The 24,071-nt window shown below is 63.5% G+C and carries 22 protein-coding genes; 11 read left to right on the top strand and 11 right to left on the bottom strand.

Going from position 1 to position 24,071, the window contains the following annotated elements; all coding sequences use genetic code 11:
• Nucleotides 1–167 precede the first annotated feature (167 nt).
• Entirely contained in the window at nucleotides 168–938 is a 771-nt protein-coding gene (locus CV770_RS15425; protein WP_104462926.1) for a methyltransferase domain-containing protein, read from the bottom strand.
• A 148-nt stretch (nucleotides 939–1,086) separates the two neighbouring features.
• Here CV770_RS15425 and CV770_RS15420 point away from each other — a divergent pair, with 148 nt between their 5' ends.
• Nucleotides 1,087–1,830 (top strand): SDR family NAD(P)-dependent oxidoreductase, encoded by a 744-nt coding sequence (locus tag CV770_RS15420; protein WP_104462925.1) that lies wholly within the window; start codon nucleotides 1,087–1,089, stop codon nucleotides 1,828–1,830.
• Between the two features lie 60 nt (nucleotides 1,831–1,890).
• On the opposite strand, the gene CV770_RS15415 is transcribed toward CV770_RS15420, so the two are convergent.
• From CV770_RS15415 to CV770_RS15400, 4 genes are all read right to left on the bottom strand, one after another.
• Nucleotides 1,891–2,508 (bottom strand): DsrE family protein, encoded by a 618-nt coding sequence (locus CV770_RS15415; protein ID WP_245453763.1) that lies wholly within the window; start codon nucleotides 2,506–2,508, stop codon nucleotides 1,891–1,893.
• A gap of 24 nt (nucleotides 2,509–2,532) precedes the next feature.
• A complete protein-coding gene (locus CV770_RS15410; protein ID WP_245453762.1) occupies nucleotides 2,533–3,162 on the bottom strand; it encodes a hypothetical protein in 630 nt (209 codons plus the stop codon).
• Nucleotides 3,159–4,202, bottom strand: coding sequence for a TAXI family TRAP transporter solute-binding subunit (locus CV770_RS15405; RefSeq protein ID WP_104462958.1), 1,044 nt, complete (start codon nucleotides 4,200–4,202; stop codon nucleotides 3,159–3,161). Before CV770_RS15405 ends, CV770_RS15410 begins: the two co-directional genes overlap by 4 nt.
• A 62-nt stretch (nucleotides 4,203–4,264) precedes the next feature.
• Nucleotides 4,265–5,893, bottom strand: coding sequence for a coiled-coil domain-containing protein (locus CV770_RS15400; RefSeq protein ID WP_146101291.1), 1,629 nt, complete (start codon nucleotides 5,891–5,893; stop codon nucleotides 4,265–4,267).
• Nucleotides 5,894–7,041: 1,148 nt separating this feature from the next.
• On the opposite strand from CV770_RS15400, the gene CV770_RS15390 reads away from it, so the two are divergent.
• Together CV770_RS15390 and CV770_RS15385 are read left to right on the top strand one after the other, a co-directional pair.
• Nucleotides 7,042–7,473 (top strand): pyridoxamine 5'-phosphate oxidase family protein, encoded by a 432-nt coding sequence (locus tag CV770_RS15390; protein ID WP_104462922.1) that lies wholly within the window; start codon nucleotides 7,042–7,044, stop codon nucleotides 7,471–7,473.
• A 14-nt stretch (nucleotides 7,474–7,487) separates the two neighbouring features.
• Entirely contained in the window at nucleotides 7,488–7,763 is a 276-nt protein-coding gene (locus tag CV770_RS15385) for a hypothetical protein (protein ID WP_104462957.1), read from the top strand.
• A gap of 390 nt (nucleotides 7,764–8,153) precedes the next feature.
• Here CV770_RS15385 and CV770_RS15380 read toward each other — a convergent pair whose 3' ends face one another.
• Nucleotides 8,154–9,215, bottom strand: a complete 1,062-nt coding sequence (locus CV770_RS15380) for an isocitrate/isopropylmalate dehydrogenase family protein (protein ID WP_104462921.1) — start codon at nucleotides 9,213–9,215, stop codon at nucleotides 8,154–8,156.
• A 173-nt stretch (nucleotides 9,216–9,388) separates the two neighbouring features.
• On the opposite strand from CV770_RS15380, the gene CV770_RS15375 reads away from it, so the two are divergent.
• A complete protein-coding gene (locus CV770_RS15375) occupies nucleotides 9,389–10,777 on the top strand; it encodes an MFS transporter (RefSeq protein ID WP_104462920.1) in 1,389 nt (462 codons plus the stop codon).
• Between the two features lie 38 nt (nucleotides 10,778–10,815).
• On the opposite strand, the gene CV770_RS15370 is transcribed toward CV770_RS15375, so the two are convergent.
• Together CV770_RS15370 and CV770_RS15365 are read right to left on the bottom strand one after the other, a co-directional pair.
• On the bottom strand, nucleotides 10,816–13,011 hold the full coding sequence (locus tag CV770_RS15370) for a hypothetical protein (protein ID WP_104462919.1): 2,196 nt from the start codon (nucleotides 13,009–13,011) through the stop codon (nucleotides 10,816–10,818).
• Between the two features lie 184 nt (nucleotides 13,012–13,195).
• The gene (locus CV770_RS15365; protein ID WP_104462918.1) at nucleotides 13,196–14,812 is read right to left on the bottom strand and encodes a B12-binding domain-containing radical SAM protein; all 1,617 of its coding nucleotides are present in this window, start codon (nucleotides 14,810–14,812) and stop codon (nucleotides 13,196–13,198) included.
• Nucleotides 14,813–15,144: 332 nt separating this feature from the next.
• On the opposite strand from CV770_RS15365, the gene CV770_RS15360 reads away from it, so the two are divergent.
• The 7 genes from CV770_RS15360 to soxA are packed head-to-tail and all read left to right on the top strand — an operon-like array spanning nucleotide 15,145 to nucleotide 21,130.
• A complete protein-coding gene (locus CV770_RS15360) occupies nucleotides 15,145–15,594 on the top strand; it encodes a (2Fe-2S)-binding protein (protein WP_165637755.1) in 450 nt (149 codons plus the stop codon).
• Nucleotides 15,595–15,605: 11 nt separating this feature from the next.
• Nucleotides 15,606–17,792 carry a xanthine dehydrogenase family protein molybdopterin-binding subunit gene (locus CV770_RS15355; RefSeq protein WP_104462917.1) on the top strand — a complete coding sequence of 729 codons (2,187 nt, stop codon included), beginning with the start codon at nucleotides 15,606–15,608 and terminating at the stop codon, nucleotides 17,790–17,792.
• 52 nt (nucleotides 17,793–17,844) lie between these two features.
• Nucleotides 17,845–19,116 (top strand): NAD(P)/FAD-dependent oxidoreductase, encoded by a 1,272-nt coding sequence (locus CV770_RS15350; RefSeq protein WP_104462916.1) that lies wholly within the window; start codon nucleotides 17,845–17,847, stop codon nucleotides 19,114–19,116.
• Nucleotides 19,109–19,561 carry a sulfur oxidation c-type cytochrome SoxX gene (gene soxX, locus CV770_RS15345; RefSeq protein ID WP_104462915.1) on the top strand — a complete coding sequence of 151 codons (453 nt, stop codon included), beginning with the start codon at nucleotides 19,109–19,111 and terminating at the stop codon, nucleotides 19,559–19,561. Before CV770_RS15350 ends, soxX begins: the two co-directional genes overlap by 8 nt.
• An 8-nt stretch (nucleotides 19,562–19,569) precedes the next feature.
• Entirely contained in the window at nucleotides 19,570–20,037 is a 468-nt protein-coding gene (locus CV770_RS15340; protein ID WP_104462914.1) for a SoxY-related AACIE arm protein, read from the top strand.
• Nucleotides 20,037–20,354 (top strand): thiosulfate oxidation carrier complex protein SoxZ, encoded by a 318-nt coding sequence (gene soxZ, locus CV770_RS15335; RefSeq protein ID WP_091965637.1) that lies wholly within the window; start codon nucleotides 20,037–20,039, stop codon nucleotides 20,352–20,354. Before CV770_RS15340 ends, soxZ begins: the two co-directional genes overlap by 1 nt.
• On the top strand, nucleotides 20,351–21,130 hold the full coding sequence (gene soxA / locus CV770_RS15330) for a sulfur oxidation c-type cytochrome SoxA (RefSeq protein ID WP_201759868.1): 780 nt from the start codon (nucleotides 20,351–20,353) through the stop codon (nucleotides 21,128–21,130). Before soxZ ends, soxA begins: the two co-directional genes overlap by 4 nt.
• Nucleotides 21,131–21,182: 52 nt before the next feature.
• On the opposite strand, the gene CV770_RS15325 is transcribed toward soxA, so the two are convergent.
• The 3 genes from CV770_RS15325 to CV770_RS15315 all read right to left on the bottom strand — a co-directional run.
• Complete coding sequence (locus tag CV770_RS15325) at nucleotides 21,183–22,850, bottom strand: regulator (RefSeq protein ID WP_104462912.1); 1,668 nt, start codon at nucleotides 22,848–22,850, stop codon at nucleotides 21,183–21,185.
• Nucleotides 22,816–23,559 (bottom strand): cysteine hydrolase family protein, encoded by a 744-nt coding sequence (locus CV770_RS15320; RefSeq protein ID WP_104462911.1) that lies wholly within the window; start codon nucleotides 23,557–23,559, stop codon nucleotides 22,816–22,818. The genes CV770_RS15325 and CV770_RS15320 overlap by 35 nt, the downstream gene beginning before the upstream one ends.
• 325 nt (nucleotides 23,560–23,884) lie before the next feature.
• On the bottom strand, nucleotides 23,885–24,071 hold a 187-nt coding region (locus CV770_RS15315; RefSeq protein WP_146101290.1), incomplete at its 5' end, for a transposase.

The following is a 24,071-nucleotide window of genomic DNA, read 5'->3' as shown; positions in this document are numbered from 1 at the left end:
TGCTTTTTTGTTTTCCGGTTTGAGTAGTGGCAGCAATCCGCAGGCCGAACAACTAGACCTAAGCCCAATTTGCCGCAGCCAAGCTATCTTGACGAGCGTTGTCTACGCAACCCGGCATCTGCTTCCGACCAGGGGAACGAGCGCTTATGTCGCATTGCGGCAGTGCATCAGCTCTTGCGCTGCGCGACCATGAAGAGGCGGCGGAACGGGAACAGGGTCTGCCCCGTCGCATTCTTCGGATAGGCCTTCGCAACCCGCGCGCCATAGGCGGCTTCGAATGCGATCTTCTCCTCGCCTGCGAGCACGTCGAGATAGCGCGTCAGCCAGGTCCCCTTGGTCCATTCCTTGACGGGGTTCTCGCCTTCGAGCACTTGCAGATATTCGGTCTCCCAGATGTCGATGTTGGCCGACATCGGCGCAAGAAGATCGTGATAGAACGCCGGCCCCTCGACCGGCGGCGGCGTGACGAGATGTTCGACCTTCGATCGCCACGGACCATCGAGCGCGGTCTCGCCGATCAGCACATGCGACGGCGCCAGAAAGTTGCGCGGCATTTGCACCGCAAGCATGCCGCTAGGCTTCACCTTCTCCATCACCGATGGAATCAGCGCCGCATGATTGGGCAGCCAGTGCAGTGCGGCATTAGAATAGATCAAGTCGTATTGCTTAGCGGGGCGCCAATGGCCGAGGTCCTCGTGGGACCATTCCACATCGGGTGCAGCCTTGCGGCCGGCGTCAACCATCTCGGCGGAGCCCTCGACGCCGGTCACGCTCGCCTCCGGCCAGCGCTCCTTGATGAGTTTTGTCACGTTGCCGGCGCCGGCGCCGAGATCAGCAATCTCGCGCGGGGCAAAATCCGGAATCCGCATCAAGAGGTCAACGGCGGGCCGGAGCCGGTGACCGGAGAATTTTAAGTATTGCTGCGGATCCCAGACCATCGTCCCAACGCCTTTTTCTTTTTCGTGTTTCCTTCAACGTCGCTCTTGGTTACCACTGCTCGTCCCGCTCAGGCAATTCGCAAGGCCCGCGGGACGGGCAGCAAGCGGACAGCAATTAAGCAAGAACCAAACAAGAGAGCGTGTCACCATGGACCTCGGGCTCAAATCGAAAACCGCTGTCGTCACCGGCGCGAGCATCGGCATCGGCCGCGCCATCGCCAAGGGCCTCGCCGCCGAGGGCGTGCGCGTGGTCGGCGTGGCGCGGCGCACCGATCTTCTCGTCGAGCTGGTGAAAGAGGTCGATGGCGGGCTGATCACGCCGCTGGAGCAGGACGTCATGGCCAAGGACGCGGCGGAGCGGATCGCGGCCTTTGCGGTGAAGGAGCTCGGCCATGTCGACATCCTCATCAACAATGCCGGCGGAAGCCGGCCGCTGCCGGTCGATGCCCCCGACAGCAAATGGGACGAGGCGATCGCGCTGAATTTCACCAGCTACCGCCGCATCGCGCATGCGTTGCTGCCGCAGATGATCGAACGCAAATGGGGCCGCATCGTCAACATCACCGGCAAGTCCGAGCCAGAAGGTCTCAACGCGGCGTTCGCCGCCAAGGCCGCCGTGCACGCCTGGGCCAAGGGCCTGTCGCGCGAGATCGGCGAGCACGGCATCACCATCAACTGCATCCCGCCCGGCCGCATCATGAGCGAGCAGATCCGCCGCAACTACGCGCCTGATTATCGCGAGCGCTTTGCGGAGGAAGAGATTCCGGTCGGCTATTGGGGCGAGCCGGAAGATCTGGCGGCACTGGCAGTATTTCTGGCCTCACCGGTGGCGCGCTACATCACGGGCACGGTGATCCCGGTGGATGGCGGCCTGCGGCGGTATCAGTTCTAGGGTTGGCCTCCAGAATCCACGGCCCGCGAACGCACGCCATGTCCGGTCTGCCGCCGGACCTCACGGTTTGACGTAGCTCCAACCCTGCTCCTGTAGCTCCATGACGCGGACGACGCCGGATTTGACGATCGTGGCCTGTGGAATCAGGCTTATGTCCTTGTTCTCCGCCTTGCGCATGTTTTCCTGCGTGTTGCCGCAGGCTTTAAAGGAGATTTCGGGATGGCTCATCGCGAGCACCTCGATGCGCGGCTTTACCGGCGAGGTGTCATCGCGCAGCATGTGAAGGCCGGGACCAAAGGTGACAACCTCGATCGACACCGGTTCACCGAGATCGCGATAGTATTGCGCGACGTTGCTCGCATTGTTGAGCGTGAGGTTCATCATAGCAGAGTCGTTGGAATTAACCTGCAGCACCAGCCGGTGCGGCTTTTTCGCGCTCTCGGTCTTTGTGGCCTGAGCCATCTTCGTGCTGTTCGGAGGATCCTGCCTGATCGCATGATTCTGCCGCGGCTTGCTCACCTGCTTCTGTCCACCCGGATGCTTTGGGTTGCTCGCCTGGCTCTTCTCGCGCGCCTGCGGGATCCACTGGTTGTCCTGCTGCGCCTGCGCGCTTGGTCCGACCAGAAGCCCTATCGTCAAGCCGCCGATGACTGCCATCACCAATTTTGGAGTGATCATCTCGTGTTTCCCATTTCCTGACCATCACCTACCCGGTCTGGCGACGGCATGTGGCCATTTGCATGCAGCCGCCATTTTCTTGCGCACGTTTTCGAATCCGCTGAGCAGGAATTGTCCGCCTTGCACCGGGCCAGTGCGGGTGAAAAGGCTCACAACGATTTGACCCTCGTCGGGTAGTGAGCTCAACAACTTTACGACGTCGCCTCCGAAAGCGACGCCGGAGCCGAACGACGGCGACGCTGCCGTGAATTGCATTGGCGTATCCGCATTCAGCCGAAAGGAGATGACGTATTCGCTGGCGCTGCGTGACAGCGCCGGTCCGGCGACTATGACTTCCGTGCGGCCTCTGCGGCAGTGGATTGCGAGCTGCATCGCGGCGCCATCCGAGCTGCCGACCGAAGTGGCGATGGCGGTGACGACCGGCAGATAATCGACTGGCGAAGTCGTCTCGCTGACGATCCAGTCAGTATCCCGGCTACTCCGACCGGACGGTGGAATCTTGCGCGATACGTCTTGCAGACATTCCAGCCGGGCTTGTCCCTCCATCGCCGAACAAGCCCTAAGTGTTTCCATGGGATCGGTCGTACTTTGCGCGTAGGCGATACCGCAGGCGACGTTGAAGGCGACAGCGAGCGGCGGAGCGGCAGTCTTCATGGCCTCGCCTGTACGCTGCGCGCTTTGCGATCCAGCCATTCCTGCGCGGCTTGGAAGCGGGTGAGACCCGGGACGGATGCCGCAAGATTGATCGACTGCCATTTCGGATCGAAGCCTGGTGCCTGCAGGCGGTCGATGCGCGAGAACAGGTACTCGACAAGGCGAGCCACGCGTTGGTAGCGATTGGAGCCCGGCGACCAGTTGAAAGCGACAAGCGCTGTCGGGACCGCGATGGTCGAGATCCGCTCACCCTGCTTGATCAGGTTGGGATACTCATTGGCGTCCAAGGTCGCGGGCAGATAATAGTCCTCGAACTTCTTGTCGTAACCGATCGGGAGGAACTTGAATCCAGCCTCCCAGCGGCCCTTTACGAAGGCATCGACGGGTTTCGAGGTGATGAACACCACGGCCGACATTTCGCCTTTGCGCATCTGTTCCAGGGCAACCTGATGCGGGATGAATGTCTTTTCGACATCGAGCCCGAGACGGCTGAAGATCAGTGGTCCTGAATAGGCGGCCGCGGTGCCCAGGGTGTTGAAGTTCACCTTCTTGCCGGCAAGATCCTGCAGGCTTGTGATTTCAGGCCGCACAAAAATGTGCAGCTCGGATGGGAAGAGATTGAGCAGATAGGTGATGCGGCTTTTGATCTGCGGTGCCTGAATCTTATACTCCTCGAACGCGTCGGAATTGATGATGGCAGTATCGACGCCGCGCAAATAGAGCAGCGCATTCAGATTGTCGGTTGCGCCCCGGGTGACGATCGGCAGGAGATGCAGGTCTGCTCCGTCGTCGACGACGCGAGCCATTTCTGCGGCGAGGCGGATCGGCGCGCCCTCGAGCAGGCCTCCGGCGAGCCCGACCGTCCAGGCGTTCATCCGGTCCTTTTCGCTCTCTTTCGGAAGCGGCCGTTGGTCGAATTGGGCATCGGCCTTTGCATTTCTCGCCGTTTGCGCTTCCAGGCAGGCCGTTTGAAGCATCATAGCGACCGGCACCAACCAAGTGAGCTGGAGCAACGAACGTGACTTTGGCGCCTTGTTCATGTCGTTCCCTTCCGGCTCAGCCACCGCAAGCTTTCGTCTCTCGGACTGCAAGGAGCCCATTCTCAGGGTCGCAACGCATCCAGCCGTTCCTTTGCTTCGCGAATACCGCCCCCGTATGCCTTCGCGTAGAGTTCGCGCGCCTTGGCCGCTTCGCCGCGAGTTCCATAAGTACCCCAGGCGGATAGAACCGCCGGATCGTAGGTCTCGGCGAGCATGAAACTTGCCTGCGCAATGTCTTTCTCAGCCGCGAGCTCGAGTACAATGCGTGCTGCACCAATATTTCCCTGATCGAGCAGCGCCCTGGCACGCGGGATCAAACGGGCCTCCGCCTCGTTCTTGACTGCGGCGGTCGGTGGCGCCGCCACTTCCACGCTCCGCGTCGCCGGCGAGACCGGGGCGGCATTTGCTCGCTCGGCGAGGACGCGCTCATGGGTGGAGCGCCGTGCAAGGTCTCTCTCCCTGGCCTCGGTTTTGCTCAGCTCCTGTTTCAGCGACTGCCGCAGTTCACTGATCTCTCGTTCTGCTGCCTGTCTCTGCTGCCGGGTCGCATTTTCGGCCTCCCGAAATTGCACGTTGCGGGTTTCGATCTCCCGGCGCACTTCGGCAAGTTCGCTCTCCAGCGCAGCGGCGTGCGCCTGAGCCTCTTCGAGAGCGCGGCGTTGTTGATCGGCATCGACAGCTGCTGCCTGTGCTGCTTTGGCTTCCGTGACGAGAACGGCATTCTTTTCCTGCTCTTGCCGCAGGGACTGCCGCAGTTCCGCAATCTCCAGGCCCGCCGCCGGGCTTTGCTCCGCGGTCGCAGCTTCCGTCATAGGCAATTGGCGAGGCATTCCGGCGAGTTCGCTCGCGAGCGCCGCGGCGCGCGACTGGGCTTCGTGGCGTTCCTGCTCAGCGCTCGCCGCTGCTGCCTGTGCGGCGTTCACCTGCCTTGCGCGGACGGCGCTATTTTCCCGCTCGCGCTGCAGAGACTGCTCTAGATCTGCGATCTCCCGCTGCGCCGCCTCTCTCTGCTGCGCGGCCACATCCTCCGCCTTCCGCGATCCTGCGTCGCGGGCATCGATCTCGCGGCGGGATTCGGCAACTTCGTTCGCAAGCGCAGCGTTGCGCGCTTGCTCCTGTTGCAGCGACTGCCGCAACTCGTCCGCCGCAATTTTTGCCGCCTGCGCGTGCTGGACCGCCTCGTCAAGTTCCTTGCGCGCCCCGTCCAGTTCACTGGCGCGCGCATGACTGTGCAGAGCAGCTCGATCGGGCCATGGCTCAGGCTGTGCCATGCCTGCCGGCACCGTGTACGTCAGGGCTCCGCTCGCTTCGCGCTGAAAGAGCGCTTGCGACCCCGCCCCTATTTCCGGCCGTTGGTCGAAGCTGAGGGCACTCTCGCCGCCGATTTGCGTCGTTTCCGGAATCGCTCGTGCGCCGAAAGTGTCGAACACACCCAGTAAGGCCGCTCCAATCAGGATCGCGGGAAGCAAAATGACACCCGTTGCGAGCGGAATGCCCAATGGTCCGCCCTCTGGGTCAATGTCCTCAGCTTCGGGATACCAATGGGTCGGCTCGGCGTTGATTGGAGCGCCGTCTTTGGAGACCCATTTGCCTGCTGGAGGCGACCAGCGAGCGAGGTCAACAACCCCGGTCGCATCTTCCACCCAGATGTCTTCTCCGTCCCTGGGGGCAGTATCAATCGGTCGGCGCATCGATCACGCCTCTTTAGATAACGGCTAGAGCGGCGCGGTTGCTCCGCCTGTTTCGCAGTCCGGCATGGAAAAAATCCTTAGATCGAAATGACTTGGCAGGCACCATACCCACAATTAAATAATTAAATAAATTATATATTTTGAACCAAATCCGGAGTCAAATTAAATCAGCATGGTCCGGGAAAGGGGCGTCAAATCAGGCACGTCTGTTTCCTGTTGGCATCGTCTTCACTGCCCAGTCGGGTACGTTGCCGTCCACGGTAAACCAAAGCTCGTACATCGTATGGAATATGGGCAGGGCACGGCGAACATGCGAAGCTGACGTTTTCGCAGCGTCTCGGAGCTGAGGAGTAACCGATGCGCCTTGCATTGCCCTATTTGGGAATTGGCGTCTGCTTGTCTCTTGCGACCTGGCTGGCGGTGGGGCTTGTATTCGAGTGACGGTTTTCCACCACGAGCGTTGATCTCCACGTCACTTATTCCGCCTGTTTCTTACCAGCCGTCTTGCCGCGACCTCGCGCAATTTATCATTCGGGACTACCCGGCCACCCGGCCCCCTATTTCGTCAGCTTGGGCTCGCCTGCTAAGGCAATACAGTGCAGGAGGCGCCGGCAACAATGTCGGCGACAGCGCGCCGAGCATCTTCCTCGCCTTCAAAGGCGGCCAATCGTGCTCGCGAGGCGCGCGTCAGCATGACAGGCTTGCGGTTGTTTTGCGCCACGTGTCAACGTCGTCGCAACGGCGGATGTCGTCCTGTGCAACCCGGCACTCGCGCCCGTCTTTGGGAACGAGCGCTCATGTCGCATCGCGGCAATGCATCATCCGTTGCGCTGGGCGACCATGAAGAGACGGCGAAACGGGAACAGGGTCTGCCCCACCGCATTCGGATAGGCCTTGGCAACGCGGCGGCTTCGCACGCGATCTTCTCGTCACACGCGAGCATGTCGAGATAGCGCGTCAGCGGCGGCGTGTAGAATGGCAATAGAGAGACTGCCCTCAGACCCAAGCCGACCGCCTTTCCTTCAAACCCGCCAAGCCTGCCCAAAGCATCAGCGATGCAACGGCAAATCGGCATGGCCCCCCGCTCTATTCACCAGGGAACATGGTCTGCATCCCGCCGTTGCTCCAGCCCCACGGGAGGAAAGTTCATGTCCAAGACATTGCTCGCCGAGATCGCGAAGGAAATGGCCGACATCGACATCGCGATTCTTTCGACCCACACCGAGAACGGCGAAATCGCCAACCGTCCCATGAGCAACAACGGCGATGTCGCCTACGACGGCACGTCTTACTACTTCGCCTATGAACAGACCCGCACCGTATCGGACATCCAACAAAATCCGAAAGTCGCGCTCGGGTTTTCGTCGGAAGGGGGCCTCTTCTCGAAGGGAATCTACGTCGCCGTCGAGGGGGCGGCCGAACTGATCCGGGACAAGGCGGCTTTCCAACAGCACTGGACGAGCGATCTCGACAAATGGTTCGACCACGGCATCGATACGCCGGGCATCGTGCTGATCAAGGTCAAAGCCAACCGCATCACTTATTGGAAGGGCCGTGAAGAGGGTGAGGTTGCGCTCTGATCGGCTCCGTGACGGTGCGCCGATTCGTTGATTGGTTCTTCCGGAGCCGCGAAACAGGTGCCATCACCATCGCGCAGTGGCCGAATCTTCTTCTTTGGATCGTTATCGTTGCGGGCCTTCTGCTTTGGATCTGGCCTTCCGCAGGCAAAGTCAGCGCCGGCTTGACGATCGTCATGAAGGGCGGACTCGTCGTCTGGGGCGCCGACGAGGTCTTCCGCGGCGTGAATCCCTGGCGGCGCTGTCTCGGCGCTGCCGTAGTCGTCTATGAATTCATGACGCTTCTGCCGTGAATCCACGTACTTCAGTCCATCACCTGATCGGCACCGATCAGAAAACTTTCGGGGATCACGAGGTCAAGAGCCTTGGCGGGCTGGCCCGGGCAGCGGCACCGCGATTGGCCCGATATCGTAGGTCAGCGCTTGCCAAGCCGATACGTGGCCCGCCTTGATCGGCGGCGTCGCACGTTCACCGGCATCCAAGTCTTTTTCATCCAAGTCTTTTTCAGGATCGCTGGCACGTTAGCATCCTGCCAGCGTTTTGCCCGACGGGTCAACTTGATCGCAGCCGCGACTGCCGTTGCAATGCGGTTCGAAAATCCCTTGTCAATCAAGGAGACTTCTACTGTGCATGGGGTTGTTTTTCGACTTTTTGTCTTGGGCCCCGAGAAAAATGTGCACCGCTCACTCCGCCTGCAGGATCTCCGCAATCGCCGCCCCCGCCGCGATCGTGCCGAGCTTGCCGCCGACGTCCCGCGTCGCCCTGCCCTCGCCAATCGCCTTCGCCACCGCCGCCTCGATGGCGTGCCCGGCCTCTTCATAGCGGACCGCACCAGTCTTCTCGCCGTGCCAGGCCAGCAGCAGCGCGGTCGACAGGATCAACGAGACGGGATTGGCCACGTCCTGTCCGGCAATGTCGGGCGCGGAGCCGTGCGCGGCCTGCGCCATCGCGTAGCGCTCGCCGACATTGAGCGAGCCGCCGAGGCCGAGGCTCCCCGAAAGTTCGGCGGTAAGATCGGACAGGATGTCGCCGAACATGTTGGTGGACACGATGACGTCGAAACGATCGGGACTGCGCACCACGTGCGCCATCATGGCATCGACCAGGATGTCGTCGACGCTCAGTCCTGGATAGGCCTTCGCCGTCGCGCGGCAGATTTCGAGAAACATGCCGTCGCCGATCTTGAGCACATTGGCCTTGTGCACGATGGTAAGGTGCCTCTGCCGCTTCATGGCGAGCCGGCATGCGGCATGCGCGATGCGCTCGCAGCATAGGCGTGTGATCCTTCGCAGCGAGATCACCACATCAGGCGTGACCAGCATCTCGCCATTGCCCTGCTCCAGATTGCGGTCGGCGTAGAACCCCTCGGTATTCTCGCGGACCACGACAAGGTCGAAATCACCGAGGCGGCCGGGCCGCCCCGCATAGGTGCGCGCGGGCCTGATATTGGCGTAGAGGTCGAGGTTCTTGCGGAAGTACCTGGACGGATTGATCTCGCCATGCGCCTCGTCCTTGAAGTCGAACGTCGCGGTCGGACCCAGGATCAGACCGTCGGCGGCGCGGACGATGTCGAGCAGCTCGGGGCGCACGGTCGTGCCTGATAGCTTCAGGCTCGCATGCCCGACCGCGTGCTCCTCCAGGCGCAAATTAAGCTGGAAGCGCTCGGAGGCCGCGCGCAGCACGCCCGATGTCGCGGTCGTGATCTCGGGTCCAATGCCGTCACCGGGCAGAACGACGATTTGCATGGCGATCCCCTGATTTTTGCAGCAGCGGCGCGATCATAGGGCAGCGCGAGGCGGCATCGCCCCACCTTCACGCATACACAGCATGCAAGCATATGCCTGTGGAAGGCGGCCCCACCGTAGTACATGCGAAATGACCGACTTGAGCCGCGCCGCCGGAGCCACGCGCCAAAGCAATGACGATCACGTTACCTGCCGCCGCGCGCGAGCCCGACCACACCATCTCCGACGGCCTCCCCGCCACGCAGCGGCGCTGGGCGATCGCCGCGATCTTCACCGCGCTGGCGATGGCCTCGCTCGACACCGCGATCGCCAACATCGCCCTGCCCGCCATTGCCGCCGATCTGCATGTCTCGCCGGAGCAGTCGGTCTGGGTGGTCAATGTCTACCAGATCGCCCTGGTGGCGACGCTGCTGCCGTTGGGCGCGCTCGGCGAGATCGTCGGGCACCAACGCATTTATCTCGGCGGCCTCATCCTGTTCACCATCGCCTCGCTGCTCTGCGCGGTGGCCTGGTCGCTGGACAGCCTGCTGGTCGCGCGCACGCTGCAGGGGCTGGGTGCCAGCGGCATCATGAGCGTCAACACGGCGCTGGTGCGCTTCGTCTATCCCGGCCGTATGCTGGGCCGCGGTTTTGGCCACAACGCGCTGGTGGTCGCAACCGCCTTCACCTTCGGCCCCACGATCGCCTCCGCCATCCTGGCCATCGGCCCGTGGCCGTGGCTGTTCGCCGTCAACATCCCGTTCGGCCTCGTCGCGATCGGCATCGGCTTTGCGATGCTGCCGAAGACGCCGCGCGCCGATCACGGGTTCGACTTTCTCGGCGCGATCCTGGCGTCGGCCTGCCTCGGCCTGTTCATCACCGGCATCGGCAGTGCCGCGCATAATCTGTCGCCGGTGGTCGTGATCATCGAGCTGGTCACGGCCCTCGTGCTCGGCGTCATCCTGATGCGCCGTCACGCCGATCACCCGGCGCCGATGCTGCCGATCGACCTGTTCAGCCGGCCGATGTTCGCGCTGTCGGCCGCGACCGCAGTGTGCTCCTTCGCCGTGCAGGGCCTCGCCTTCGTCTCGCTGCCGTTCTATTTCGAGGACGTGCTCGGGCGCTCGCAGGTCGAGACCGGCTTCTTCATGACACCGTGGCCGCTGGTGGTCGGCATCATGGCGCCGATCGCGGGACGCCTGTCCGACCGCCACGCGGTCGGCCTGCTCGGCGGCATCGGCCTGGTGCTGCTCGGCCTCGGCATGGCGCTGCTTGCGACGCTTCCGGCCAACCCCGCCATTGCCGACATCATCTGGCGGATGGTGATCTGCGGCATGGGCTTCGGCTTCTTCCAGGCGCCGAACATGAAGGCGGTGATGTCAAGCGCGCCGCCGCATCGCAGCGGCAGCGCCTCAGGCATCGTCGCGACCGCGCGCCTGACGGGACAGACGACGGGTGCGGCCCTCGCGGCGCTCTGCTTCGCGCTCGCCGGCCACGACGGGGCAACCGTCGCGCTGGCGCTCGGCGCCGGCTTTGCCGCACTCGGCAGCGTGATGAGCTTCCTGCGGCTGGCGGTGAAGTAGACCGAACGCGCTGGCGGGCCTCATCGGCCGGCCCGCCTTCACGGAGCCTTCTGCGCGATGGGACGGCTCACGATTGCCGCGGCATCGAGCGGCTCGCATTTGATCGTCCGTGTCAGCTTTGGCGGGCCGTTCCAGCCCGCGGTCTCGCTCAGGGGCGCAAACGTGCCTCCTTGCGGCGCCAGAATGATCGGCTCCGACTTCAGACAGAGATCCGGAAATGCGAGGCCATGGCCGCCGCCTTGACTGAACCGCCCAACCAGCATCTGGGAGGCCTGCATCCGCGTCGCCGGCGAGGCCCGCATCGTGCGGTCGGGGTCGAACGCGCGGTAGCACGGCCAATCGGTGTGGTTCGCTTCGAACTCATAGACGATCCGGCATGCCGCGCCAGCCGATTTCACGAACGGCGCATCCGACGGCGCGACGGCATCGCGTTCGAAAACCAGGGTCTGCAGCGTCAACACTTCGGTCGTCGCGCGGGACACGTCCGGCTTGCCCGGTTCGATCGCTACTTCCCCACGCGAGAACACTAGCTTGGTCTTCGGTCGCGCCTCCCTGGTCTCCAGCACCAGCATCGGCCTCTCCGCCCACGAGCGGTCCAGGTCCACCTCACCGTTGCCCATCGTCAACAGCACATTGCCGACGGAAGGGTTGTCCCTCGCGAAATCGATCGTGCGAAGGTGCACGCTCGACTTCGACGCCTCAAGGCTCAGGAATCGCAAATCGTCCACCTTGCGCGTGATCGGCATCATCGGATCGAAGCGATCGTCGATGTTGAACCGGACGATCTTCTTCAGCTTGGCCGAGAGAGGCCCTTTGGCGGCGAGCGGTGGTGCAACGTCGATCACGAGCAGGGCGCCGTCGGGCGAAAAGCTGTTGCCGAAGGCGCGCTGCCAGGCGGCGGTCAGCAGCGAATCCGTCCGCTGATCGATGTCCCGCGCGAAATAAATCTGCTGTCCGGCGCGAACCAGTGGAAAGTTCTGAAATGCACCGAGCGCCGCGCCCTTGCGAACCTCCGGTTCGGGGAAGGTGACGCATTTGGACTGGTCGTCGCCTCCGGACTCCTCGACCTTCCTGGACGCAGAGCGGGAGCAGAAGCTCAGATGCTGCTCCTTTGTCTTCTGTGTGCTGATCGACGTCGCGTAGACGAGATCCGGACTTCCGGGCACTTCCATCGGAAGCGGAGAGGTCGCGAACATGTCGACCTCCACCCTGCTGAGCGACGGGCCCGCATCGACCGAGCAGAGATCCCGGGACGGCAGGGTATTGGTGAGAAGGCGCGCCGCATCGGCGCCCACGATACACGACATGCTGTCTTGCGGGTTGTTCCGGCTCATCCAGATCAGATGGTCCTTGCCCGCTCCGTCGACCAGGAGATGCGGCGCCGCGTGTCGACGGCGCGGCGGCAACCAGACCGGCATGGTCTCGGACAGCATGGGCTCGCGCTTGAGCAGCGCTTCCGGCAACCGCGTCACACCGACCGAGCGCAACTCAGCGCTGACGGCGTTGGGATCGGTCGTCCAGTCGAGGACGGGAACACTTGCGCAGGTGATGCAGGTCACCGCAAGATTGGAGCGGACGTTCTCGAACATGAGAATGACCTGATCGGGGTCGCTGCCGTATTTCGCCGGCGCCACCGCCTTGAACGGATGATCCACCACACGGCTGACCAGAAATCCGTTCGACCGCGACGGGTCCGAATCGAATTCGAAATAGGTCGATCGGTCCCAGCCGCGATAGGCGTCGTATCCGCCGAGGCTCACGCCCGCCAGAACCATCTTGGAGTCGGTCTGACAGCGCGCCGCGCTACTCTCCTGGCTGCCGTTTCGTATGTAGAGACAGAGTCGAAAAGCCGCGTTCTGCAGAATGCGGTCGCAATCGTTCTGGTTATAGCCGTAGGTCGCAAGGCCGTGGCGATAGCACAAGTCGTGAAAGACGCACGCCTGCCTGAAGCGCTGCAGGACGAGATGGCGCTTTTGGTTGGAATCCCTGCCGCCGTCGAAAAATATGTTGGCCCAGGGCGGCAGGCTGCAGTTCAAGCCCTCGCCGCTGCCACCGATGGTACTGACGACGTCCGGTCCCGATTGAAAGGCCGTGACGGTGGCGGGCATCTCACCGTCGGTGATGTCGTCGACGTTCTTGTAGATGGAGTCGGCGATGAAGGAAGGCAGATACACGAAGGCCAGCACCGCCACGACAATCAGCGCAACCGACCAGCGGATCACCTTCCTGAACATGGCCCACCCCATACCGCGCGGCCAGACGCCGAAATCGCGGCAGGCCCGGTGTCGTCCTGATGACGATCAGCTTGAGGTTGTCCTGCTGTCAAGCCGGGATCTCACACATGACAGCCAGTTTGATTGCCGACGGCGCACCGGGCAGCGGATCAAAGCGTCGGCGGTTCCATCGGCTCTCCGGATGTCAGGCCAGATGTCGAGCCTCGGTCGCGCCCGCAACCACGCCTGGATTCGGGATTTGCTCGTCCAGCGCCGCCAGGCGCGCGTCGATGGCGGCGATGACCTTGCGCGAGAACGGTCCGAGATGGGCATAGGCTGCGATCATTTGGACCGCAATGCGCGCGGATGTCGTGTCGCGCTTGGCGCAGTTCATGAAAGTTTGCCACAACGGTCCACGCGCCTCGGGAAGGGCGGTGACCACCTTGTGCACCGTCTCCATCGCACCGAGCTTGGCACGGATATCGCCTTCGGCGAGCTCGTGGCGCTGCCGGGACCGGTCGAGCAGCGTCATGAGGCGGTCGACGCGTCCTGAATAGGCAGCCGGGCTGTAGACGTGCTCCAGCACCCGCTTGTAGTCCGTCAGGATGTCGCGGAGCGGGCGCACCGGATCGAAATTGATTCCAGCCGTGCACTGATCGGCGCCGATGGTCGGCGCCACATCGTGGCCCGCGTGGAGCCGGCCTTCGCGCTCCAGGCGGCGCGTCAGCTGCGTGTTCGGCAAGGCATAGAGCAGTCCGACCATGCTGACGGGAATCGCCGCTTCCTCGATGAAATCGATCATGGCGTCCGCCATGGAGACCTTCTCATTGTCGAAGCCGACGATGAAGCCAGCGGTGACGAGCATGCCGGCGGCGTAGATCTTGTGGATGCTCTCGGCGATGTTGCGCCGCGTATTCTGCTTCTTCCGCATCGCGACCAGCGTTGCCGGATCCGGACTCTCGATACCGACGAAGATAGCGAAGAAATTCGCCGCCCCCATCAACTCCAATAGCTCGGGATCATCGGCCAGGTTGACCGAGGCTTCGGTCGACAATTCGAACGGATAGCCGTGGGTCCGCTGCCATTCTGCGAGTTTCGGCAGGAACTGCCGCAGCGACTTCTTGTTGCCGATGAAATTATCGTCGACGAAGTCGAGATGGCCGCGGTAGCCCATCTGATAGAGCCTCTCGAGCTCGACAAACATCTGCTCGATCGTCTTGGTCCGCGGCACGCGGCCATAGAGCTCGATGATGTCGCAGAACTCGCAGGTGAAGGGACAACCGCGCGAATACTGCACACCGAGATAGAGATAGTCCTCGAACTTGAGCAAGTCGAAACGCGGCACCGGCGTCTTGGTCACGTCCGCCTGGAATTTCGGTGCGGTAAAGGTGCCGGACCTCGCGCCACCCTCCCAGGCCGCAATGAATTCGTCGATGACGCTCTCGGCCTCACCGAGCACCCGGAAGTCGGCCCGCTCATAGATGTGGGGGCTTGAAGTCGGGTCGGGACCGCCCACGACCACCGGCTTGCCTGCGGCACGACAGAGCTCGATCAGGCGCAGCGTGTCGGCCTGCTGCGGCATCATCCCGCCGGTGAAGACGACATCGGCCCAGGCGAGATCCTCGTCGTTGAAGGGAGCCGTGTTGCAATCGATCAGCCGGACCGTCCAGCTTTCAGGCAGCATCGCGGCAACCGTGATCAGGCCCAAAGGAGCGGCCGGGCGCTTTACGCCCAATACCTTGCAGGATTCGCCAAAGGTCCAGAAGGACTCTGCCGAGAACAGCGGGTACAGCATTAGCACGTTGGGACTCGGCACGTTCATGGAACTCCTTGTGGCGTCGGCGCAGTGTATCAAAGCGCCTGCGTCTTGCACCCCGGCAAAAGGGACAAACTGTCGCCGTGGCCTCGACCGGCCATGGAACCGGCGTTCACAGCTGGGCGTCGCCTCAGACCCATGGATTGGCGCCCGCGGAAGGACGACCGAATCAACCATGATGGAGGACGAGACAAAACACCACCCTCCCTACAATCTTCCCTCGGCGGCGTAATTCTTCGCATTTCACCCCTCGGACTGTTGATTTGAACAGTTCCAGTTTGCCGGACACATTGCGCCCCTGAGTTCAATCGGTGGATTGGGCCAATCAGGGGACTGCGATGGCAAACCTAACAATCAACGGAAAAACCTTCACTCTCGACGTCGAGCCGGATACGCCGCTGCTCTGGGCGATTCGCGAGAATGCCGGCCTGACGGGCACCAAATACGGTTGCGGCATTGCACAATGCGGCGCCTGCACCGTGCACATCGAAGGCGTCGCCACCCGCTCCTGCGGCGTCTCGGTCAGCGAAGCCGAGGGCAAGAAGATCACCACCATCGAGGGGCTCGCCTCCGGGGATACGCTGCACAAGGTACAGGAGGCCTGGATCGCCCAGGACGTGCCGCAATGCGGCTATTGCCAGAGCGGCATGATCATGGCGGTGGCGGCGCTGCTGAGCGAGAAGCCGAAGCCGACCGACGCCGATATCGACGAGGCCATCACCAACATCTGCCGCTGCGGCACCTTCCAGCAGGTGCGCGAAGCGATCCACACGATCGCAAGCGCGTAAGGAAATCCCCCATGAATAAGCATATCTCGCCGCGGCTCAACCGCCGCGCCTTCGTCATCGGCACGGCCGCGGTCGGTGCCGGCCTCGCCATCGGCCTCGACCTCCCCTTCGGCGGCCCCGCCGTGGTCCGCGCGGCCGACGGCTCGCCCGAGATCGGCGCCTGGGTCGTGGTGAGGCCCGACGACGCCGTCGTGATTCGCATCGCCCGCTCCGAGATGGGCCAGGGCTCGCTCACCGGTCTCGCCCAGCTCGTCGCCGAGGAGCTCGAATGCGACTGGACCAAGGTCACGACCGAATATCCGACACCCGGCCAGAGCGTCGCCCGCAAGCGCGTCTGGGGCGATTTCTCGACCGGCGGCAGCCGCGGCATCCGCTCCTCGCAGGACTATGTCCGCAAGGGCGGCGCCACCGCGCGCGTGATGCTGATCCAGGCCGCCGCCGATGCATGGAAGGTGCCGGCCTCCGAATGCGCGGCCGCGAACAGCGTCATCACCCATACGCCGTCGGGCAAGACCACGACCTACGGCAAGGTCGCCGAGGCCGCCGCCAAGCTGACGCCGCCGGCCGAGGTCAAGCTGAAGGACCCGAAGGACTGGAAGCTGATCGGCAAGGGCGTGAAGCGGCTCGACACCGTCGACAAGACCAACGGCGCCATGATCTACGGCGCCGACATCAAGCTGCCGGGCATGCTGAATGCCGCGATCAAGGATTGCCCGGTGTTCGGCGGCAAGCTGAAGAGCTTTGACGAAGCCAAGATCGCCAGCATGAAAGGCGTCAAAAAAGTCGTCAAGGTCGGCGATACCGCGGTCGCGATCGTTGCCGACACCTGGTGGCACGCCAAGACCGCGCTGGAGGCGTTGCCGATCGTCTGGGACGAGGGCGACAACGCAAAAGTCTCCAGCGAGTCGATTGCCAAGTGGCTGGCTGAAGGCCTCAACAACGACCAGCCGGCCTATGTCGGCAACAAGAACGGCGACGCGAAAGCGGCGATTGCGAGCGCGGCGAAGAAGGTCGAGGCCATCTACAGCTATCCCTACCAGAACCACGCCACGATGGAGCCGATGAACGCCACCGCGCTCTACACCGCGGACAAATGCGAGGTCTGGTGCGGCACGCAGAATGGCGAGGCGGCGTTCGCGGCGGTGCTGGAGGCGTCCGGCCTGCCGGCGGACAAGTGCGACGTGCACAAGGTGATGTTAGGGGGCGGTTTCGGCCGGCGCGGCCAGACCGACTATGTCCGCCAAGCCGTGATGATCGCCAAAGAGATGCCGGGAACGCCGGTCAAGCTGTTGTGGTCGCGCGAAGAGGATATGGCGCATGGCAGGTATCACCCGATCACCCAGTGCAAGATGACCGGCGCGTTCGACGCCAACAACAATCTGGTCGCGCTGCACTACCGCCTGTCCGGGCAATCGATCCTGTTCTCGCTGCGCCCCGAAGCGCTGCAGAATGGCATGGATCCGGCCGCCTTCCAGGGCGTCGCCCAATCCGGCGAGGCCGCGTTCGGCTATTCGGTGCCGAACCTGCTGGTCGAGCACGCGATGCGCAACCCGCACGTTCCGCCCGGCTTCTGGCGCGGCGTCAACGTCAATCACAATGCGATCTACATGGAATGCTTCATGGACGAGCTGGCCCAGGCCGCAGGCCAGGACCCGCTCGAATTCCGCCGCAGGCTGATGGGCAACCATCCCAAGCATCTGGCGGTGCTCAATGCGGTCGCCGAGAAGATCGGCTGGACCACGCCGGCGCCGCAGGGCGTTTATCGCGGCATCGCCCAGGTCATGGGCTATGGCAGCTATGTCGCCGGCGCCGCCGAGATCTCGGTGACTGACGGCAGCAAGATCAAGGTGCATCGGATCGTCGCCTCCACCGACCCCGGCTACGTCGTCAATCCGGCGCAGGTGGAGCGGCAGATCGCGGGCTCCTTCGTCTATGGCCTCTCCGCGTTGTTCTACGGCGGCTGTACCGTCAAGGACGGCAAGATCGAGCAAACCAACTTCGACACCTACAATTCGATGCGCATCAACGAGATGCCGAAGGTGGAATCGGTGATGGTGCCGAGCGGCGGATTCTGGGGCGGTGTCGGCGAGCCGACCATCGGCGTCGCCGCGCCGGCGGTGCTCAACGCGTACTTCGCCGCGACCGGCAAGCGCATCCGCTCCGTGCCGCTGCGGGACCAGAATATCACCTTCGCCTAAAAGCAGCCGCGGCGGTCCTATCGGCCGCCGCGGCATTTTGCGGACAAGATTCATGAATGCGCCGGTGACACGGCGGAATGCCGTTCTCGGCATCACCGCCGCGGCCACATCGCTCGCCGTCCCCTCGATCCTGCGCGCGCAATCGGCAGGCCGCATCGTCGTGGTCGGCGGCGGCTTTGGCGGTGCGGCCTGCGCGCGGGCGCTCAAGCGCGCGCAGGCGGGCCTGCAGGTGACGCTGATCGAGCCGAACAAGACCTTCACGTCGTGCCCCTTCAGCAACGAGGTGATCGCCGGCCTGCGCGAGATCGAAGCGCAGCAGTTCGGCTATGACAGGCTCGCCGCCGAGGGCATCACCGTCGCCGCTCAGGCTGCTACGGCCGTCGACGCGCAAAAGCGCAGCGTGACGGCCGCCGATGGCGCCACGTTTGCCTACGATCGCCTCGTCCTTTCGCCCGGCATCGACTTCCATTTCGAAGCCCTGCCCGGCTATGACGACGCCGCATCGGAGAAGATGCCACACGCCTGGAAGGCCGGCGCGCAGACGCTGCTGCTGCGCCGGCAGCTGCAAGCGATGGCGGGCGGCGGTACGGTCGCGATCGCCGTCCCCGCCAATCCCTCGCGTTGCCCGCCGGCGCCTTACGAGCGTGCCAGCCTGATCGCGCATTATCTGAAGACGAACAAGCCACGCTCGAAAGTGCTGCTGCTCGACGCCAAGGACAATTTCTCCCAGCAGCGGCTGTTCGAGAAGGCGTGGAAGGAGCTCTACGGCGACATGATCGAGCGGATCGGCCTGTCGCAAGGCGGCCGCGCAACCTCGGTCGATCCTGCTACGAGGACCATCATCACAGAGTTCGGCAACTACACGCCAGATGTCGCCAATGTCATCCCGCCGCAGCGCGCGGGTCGTATTGCCGAGATCGCGGGGGTTGCGGACCACACCGGCTGGTGTCCGATCGATCCCGTGACCTTCGAGTCGAAGCTCGTCAAGAACATCCACGTCATCGGCGACGCCTGCCTCGGGGGCGGCATTCCAAAATCGGCATCGGCTGCAAGCGGGCAGGGCAAGGCGTGCGCCGCTGCCATCGTCGCTTTGCTCGCGGGCCGAGCACCCGAGACGCCACGGCTGACCGGCGTCTGCTACAACACCGTCGCGCCAGGCTATGGATTTTTGCTTGCAGGCAATTACCAGCCGAAAGGCGACATCTTTGCCGAGGTCGAAGGCGGGGCGACCAGCCCGGTCGATGCCCCGCGCGAATTGCGCGCCCGCGAGGCGACTGAAGCCGAGCGCTGGTTTCAAACCATCACGGCGGACACCTTTGGCTAAATCCTCCATCCATGGCGTGGCGCTGATCGCCGCCAGTCTCGCCTTCGTCAGCATTGCGCGCGCGGACGAACTCGCTTCCTACAAGGTAGCCGGCGACGGCATAGTGGAATCGCTCACGGGCACGCCAGGCGATGCCGTGCGCGGCCGCGCGCTGGTGCTGGCGCGCACTACGACCTGCATCCTCTGCCATTCCGGCCCCTTCCCGGAAACGCGGTTCCAGGGCGATCTCGCACCTGACCTCACCGGGGCCGGGAACCGATGGTCGGCGAGCCAGTTGCGGCTTCGGCTGGTCGATGCGTCGCGATTCAACGCTGAGACCATCATGCCGTCCTATTATCGCAATGACGACCTCGTGCGTGTCGGACGCAATTTCACCGGCAAGCCGATATTGTCGGCGGCGGAGATCGAGGACATCGTGGCTTTTCTTGCAACGCTTCGCGACTAGGACTGTTCATGCCAACCACGCGACGACAATTTTTGAGCCTCGCCGGAGGCGTCACCGCCGCCGGGACGATCCCGATCGTCACCCTGCGTCCGCTTCACGCGACGCCAGCGATGCTCAACACCGCGATCCGCAACGTCGTCGGCGAAGCGCCGATTCGCACCGGCAAGGTGAAGCTCGACATTCCGCCGCTGGTCGAGAACGGCAATACGGTGCCGGTGACGGTGAGCGTTGCGAGCCCGATGACCGCTGACGACCACGTCAAGAGCATCCACATCTTCAACGAGAAGAACCCGCAGCCGAACATCGGCAATTTCTATCTCGGCCCCTCCTCAGGCCGCGCCCAGGTCGCGACCCGCATCCGCCTCGCAGACACCCAGAAGGTGGTTGCGATCGCGCGCCTGTCCGACGACACGTTCTGGCAGGTCGCCGCCGACGTGGTCGTGACGCTGGCCGCCTGCACCGAGGAGATGAACTGATGGCCGCGCTCATCAACGTTCCCGCGAAGGCGAGACGCGGCGACGTCATCGAGATCCGCACGCTGACCTCGCACATTATGGAAACAGGCTTCCGCCACACTGTGGACGGCAAGCTGGTGCCGCGCGACATCATCACGAGCTTCACCTGCCGCTACAACGGCGCCGAGATCTTTCGCGCCGATCTGTTTCCGGCGATCGCGGCCAATCCTTATCTGTCGTTCTTCACGGTCGCCAAAGAAAGCGGCAAGTTCGAGTTCGAATGGATCGGCGACAACGGCTATTCGTCCACTGCGTCGGCGTCGATCACTGTCGAATGAGCGTCTGGCACGCGATAGCAGCAGCGGCCTTGTTCGCCGCGGCCCCAGCCCTGCTCGCCGGTGAAATCCCGCCCGATGCGCGCCGGTCTGGCTACTCCTTCATGGGCCCGGACACGCGCGCCATGCAGGATGACGACACCTCCAACCCGGGCATGCTGTTCGTGCTCGACGGCCAGTCGCTCTGGACGAAGAAGTCCGGCAGCGCCGAGAAGACCTGCGCGGATTGCCATGGCGATGCACGCAGCAGCATGAAGGGCGTTGCCGCACGCTACCCGGCCTTCGACAACGCGCTCAGTCGCCCCGTCACGCTCGACCAGCGCATCAATCTCTGCCGCGCCACTCATCAGCAGGCGTCGCCACTGCCTTACGAGAGCCGCGACCTGCTGGCGCTGTCCGCCTTCGTCGCCCACCAATCGCGCGGTGTCGCGATCACCGCCGGCGACGATCCGCAAGCAAAACCCTTCGTGGCGCAGGGCCGCGACCTCTTCATGCAGCGCGAGGGCCAGCTCAACCTCGCCTGCACCAATTGCCACGACGACAATTTCGACAAACACCTCGCCGGCGCGCCGATCACGCAAGGACAGCCGACCGGCTATCCGCTCTACCGCCTGGAGTGGCAAACGCTGGGATCGCTGGAGCGACGGCTGCGCAGCTGCATGAGCGGCGTCCGCGCCCAGGCCTATGATTACGGCTCGCCCGAGCTGGTCGTGCTCGAGCTTTATCTGATGTCGCGGGCACGCGGCTTGCCGATGGAAACGCCGGCCGTGCGGCCCTGAAACAAAAGCGGCCGGCACAGGCCGGCCGCTTCGCAGAAGTTCGTGCCGCCTCCTATTCCGCCGGTGCGGCGGACATCTCCGGATGCGTGGCATAGTGTTCGCCGGCGCCGAGCTTGCTGGCCGCGAACAGGCCGGCGGCCATCGCGGCGTAGGCGAGCGCGACAGCGGGCGTGACCCCGAATCCGCCGCCGATGCCGACGGCCTCGCCATGCATGAAGCCGAAATAGGTCAGGACCGCACCGACCAGCGCGAAGCCTGAGGCCTTCTCGAAGTCGCGCTCGATGATGAAGACGCCGATCGCGCCCAGGATGAGGCCCCCGAGAATGGAGCCGCCGCCCATCACCTCCAGGCCGTGGTAGAACACGCCCTGCTGCGGCAGCGCGGCGATCGCGGCAGCCTTCACCGCGTCGGCTTTGTCGGCCGCCATGCCGCCGACGGTTGCCGCCGCATTCATGGTCGAGCCCAGCATCGTGTCGATCTGCAGCTTGGCCCAGGCGGCCAGATGCGGCGTCAGCGCCAGCACGATCGCGGGCGCGTGCTTGACCGGCGTGGTCTGAAACGCCTGCGCTCCGATCAGCATGCCGATGTAGAGCAGGATCGGCGAGATCGCGACCACGGGCACGAGTGCCAGCAGCACCGAGATGATGCCGAACCAGGCCAGCACGATCACCATGATGCCGGTTGCGGCGGAGTAGCCGATGCGGCCGCCCATCGCTTTCCAGCCGGGATGGCCGATATAGACGGCATTGATGAAGGGATTGCCCATCAGGCAGCCGATCAGGCTGACGACGCCGTCGGCCGTGAGCACCCGCGTGGTCGGATATTCGTCGCCGGCGGCTTCCGCACTCTCGACATTGTCCATGGCTTCGACGAGGTCATAGATGCCGAACGGAATGGCGGTGACCAGGATGATGCCGAGGAATTCGAAGCCGGAGAAGACGTAGCCCACGGCGGGAATCGGCACCGAGAAGCCGAAATTTGCGAAGGCATCGCCGACGCCTTTTACGCTCAAGCCGCCGAGACCGAGACCGAACAGGTTCGAACCCCAGGCGATGATCATGCCGACGGCAATCGCGACAAGACCGGCGGGAATGCCGCGCGGATATTTCACGCCGCCGAACCAGCTCACCAGGATGATGGCGAAGCAGACGAGACCAATCTGCGGCGTCATATACATCTCCAGCGCTGGCCGCATCGAGATGAAGGTGACGGAAACGCCGGCAAGCGTGCCGAGCAGCGCTGCGCGCGGAGTGATCTTGCGGATGAACGGCGCTATGAAACCGCCGATCATGAGAATGAAGCTCTGGAAGAACACCCAGACCAGGCCGGCCGACCACCCCTTAAGGGGGTCACCCGTCTTCAGCGTGATCGGCAGCATGATCACGAAGGTGACGATGAACATGTGCGGCACGCTGACGCCCGAGGGCAACGCGCAGACGTCGTTGCGGCCGGTCTTCTGCGCCAGACGATAGGCGAGGTAGGCGTAGTAGAAGGTCGAGAGGCACATCATCAGCCCGAGCGCGGGCAGGATGCGGCCGAACACCAGGCTGTCCGGCATCTTCAAAACGAAACGCAGGAGCCCCGTGAGCACCAGCATGTTGACGAGGATGTTGGTGCCGAAGCCGAAAAACGCGTTCCAGTCGCCCGATGTCCATAGTGCCGGCCTGAACTCGGACGTATTGATCTCAGACTTGCCGATCGTCCCCGTCAATGTGCTCATGACAATACCCCTGTGTGGTCGAAACCTTCATTGCCTCCAGAACCGCGGCCGAGGTTGCGACCCAGCCGAAGATGCCGCCCTGGGCCTTGATCATCTTCAGGCCCATCTCGTGAAACTCGGGGAAGTAGGACGCGCAGCCGTCCGACATGACGACGCAGCGGTAGCCGCGGTCATTGGCTTCGCGCACCGTGGTGTTGACGCACACCTCGGTCGTGACGCCGCACACCAGCAAATTCTCAATGCCGTATTTCTCCAGCACGTCGGAGAGCTCAGTGGCGTAGAACGCGCCTTTGCCGGGCTTGTCGATCACGATCTCGCTGTCGAGCGGATAGAGCTCGGGAATGATGTCGTGACCGGCCTCGCCGCGAATGAGGATGCGGCCCATCGGACCGGGGTCGCCAATGCGCAAAGACGGCGCGCCGCGTTCGACTTTCGCCGGCGGCGCGTCGGAGAGATCGGGCAGATGGCCCTCGCGGGTGTGGATCACCAGCATGCCGGTGTCGCGCGCCGCCGTCAGCACGGTGCCGATCGGCTTCACCGCGCGCGCAAGCTGGCTGACGTCGTTGCCGAGCGTCTCGCCGAAGCCGCCGGGCTCCATGAAGTCGCGCTGCATGTCGATGATGAGAAGTGCGGTGCTCGGCCAGTCGAGCTTGATGGGCTCGGGCTCGGCGCTGATGACGCCCAATGTCGACTTGCTCGAGTCCAGCATGACGCCCGCCCCTCGCGAGAACTCTCCTTGCCGGAGTTCTGCAAGCGCCGTGCCATTGTGTACAATTGCGATGGAGCGTGAGCGGCGAGAGAATTTGAAGTGCGCTCAGACGGTTAGGACGCAGATCGACGTCTGCTCATTCCCTGTGCGACGGCTTCGCGAAGAGCATTTGCCTAAGGGATGAGCGGCCGATTGGCAGCATTCTTCCCTTCTCCCCTTGTGGGCCTGTTGCGTTATCGGCTTTTGAAGTTGAGGACGGCAGGAGAAGGGCCGTGGTTACGGCAATTGCCAGCCAAGTCTGTAGTGGTCGCCCTCGGCGGGCGGCTCAGGCCGCGATCGTGGCCCACCGCCTCATGTTGAAGGCGATCGAGGCGAGCAGGACCTGCCCGCTTGCCTTCATCAGACCAACGTAGCGGATGCAAGTCAGTCGCATGCGGCGTTTGAGAGTGGCGAAGGTGGTCTCAACCTGGGCTCGTCGGCGCGCGATGAGGCGGTTGTAGCGTTTGAGCCTT

It is taken from the genome of Bradyrhizobium sp. AC87j1, from assembly GCF_002936975.1.
Taxonomy (GTDB): domain Bacteria; phylum Pseudomonadota; class Alphaproteobacteria; order Rhizobiales; family Xanthobacteraceae; genus Bradyrhizobium; species Bradyrhizobium shewense.
Note: the sequence above shows the minus strand (reverse complement) of the source record. Positions and strands in the feature narration are given on the sequence as shown.